A 1,695-nucleotide genomic window follows, 5' to 3' on the forward strand; every position below is an offset into this window, starting at 1 on the left:
GTCCTGTGACCCCGGCATGCGGACGGGGCAGCCGAAGCACGCGCGGAGGAGGTTGTGATCATTCGACCTGACCGGCCCGGCCGGTCCGGCCACAACTCGACGGCACCGGCGAACCTCCCGTTCCCGGGCGGAAATCAGGAGTCACATCGACGTGAGTGTCAGCGTTGTACGCGCATCTGTCAGCCCCGGCGTACCCGTCCTCAGGAAGCAGAGCGGCGTCGGGACGGTGGCGGAGGCACCCGCCCCGCCCTATGTGACGGTCGTGCTGCCCTGCTACAACGAGCAGGATCACATCGTCCACGAGCTGGAGCGGATCACCGCCGCGATGGACACCAGCGGCTACAGCTACGAGCTGCTGGTCATTGACGACAAGTCGACCGACAACACGCTGGCGTTGCTGCGCGGCGTGATGCACCGCTTCCCGAACATGCGGCTGATCGCGTTCCGCCGCAACGGCGGGTCGGGCACCGCGCGCCGGATCGGCACCCAGGACGCCCGCGGGAAGATCGTGGTCTGGACCGACGCGGACATGACCTACCCGAACGAGCGCATCCCGGAGTTCGTCCGCCATCTCGACGCCTGCCCCGACGTCGACCAGGTCGTGGGCGCGCGCACGACCGAGGAGGGCACCCACAAGTGGGCGCGGGTGCCGGCCAAGTGGTTCATCCGGATGATCGCGCAGCGGCTGTCCGGCATGAAGATCCCCGATCTGAACTCGGGGCTGCGGGCGTTCCGGCGGGAGGTTTCCCTGCCGTACCTGCGGCTGCTGCCGCCCGGGTTCTCCTGCGTGACGACGATCACGATGGCGTTCCTGTCGAACCAGCACCCCGTCGACTACATCCCGATCGACTACGCGAAACGCTCGGGCAAGAGCAAGTTCCACCCGTTCCGGGACGCGCGCCGCTACATCCTGCAGGTGCTGCGGATGGTGATGTACTTCGACCCGATCCGGGTGCTGATGCCGATCGCCCTGTGGATCATGGGGCTGGGTTTCGTGAAGCTCGTCGCCGACCTGATCCGTTACGACCTGCGGGTCACCACGTCCACGCTGCTGGCGATCCTGGTCGGTTTCCAGATCGTCGTGCTCGCCCTGATCGGGGATCTCGTGGCCCGCTCCCGCGGCGGCGACTGATGCCCCGCCGGACTGCGCTGCCGTCCCGCCGGGTCCCACGGTGACGGATGCTCCATGGTGACGGACGTTCCCCCATGCTGACGGATCTTTCATCCCTCACGGTGAGGCTCCTTCCACAGGGACGGACGAGATGACAGGTGAGCGGCCGGAGAGGCACGCCGGGACGCCGGCGCCGGCGCGGTCGCGGATCGCGATCGTCGGCCCGGCCCATCCCTACAAGGGCGGTGTCGCCCAGCACACCACCGAGCTCGCGCACCGGCTCGCGGCGTGTGGCCACGACGTCCGCCTGGAGTCCTGGTCGGCGCAGTACCCGGCCCGGCTCTACCCGGGCCGGCAGCGGGTGGACGCCCCCGAGACGCGGCCGTTCCCGGCGACGTCCTACCCGCTGTCATGGCGGCGGCCGGACACCTGGCCGCGGCTGGGCCGCCGGCTGCGCACCGGCGTGGACGCGGTGGACGCCGTGGTCGTCGTCGTGGTCACCCCGATCCAGGCGCCGGCCTATCTGGGCGTCCTCGCCGGCCTGCGCCCGCCGGCCCCGCGGCCAGGAAACGCGCCGGCGGGCG

The 1,695-nt window shown here is 70.2% G+C and carries 2 protein-coding genes; both read left to right on the forward strand.

Features of this window, described 5'->3' with window-relative positions; genetic code table 11:
* Positions 1-226 precede the first annotated feature (226 nt).
* Positions 227-1,132 carry a glycosyltransferase family 2 protein gene (locus AC5LUJ_RS17000; RefSeq protein WP_250284951.1) on the forward strand — a complete coding sequence of 302 codons (906 nt, stop codon included), beginning with the start codon at positions 227-229 and terminating at the stop codon, positions 1,130-1,132.
* 130 nt (positions 1,133-1,262) lie between these two features.
* On the forward strand, positions 1,263-1,695 hold a 433-nt coding region (locus AC5LUJ_RS17005; protein ID WP_493465276.1), incomplete at its 3' end, for a glycosyltransferase.

The organism is Protofrankia sp. CiP1_Cm_nod3 (assembly GCF_982290655.1).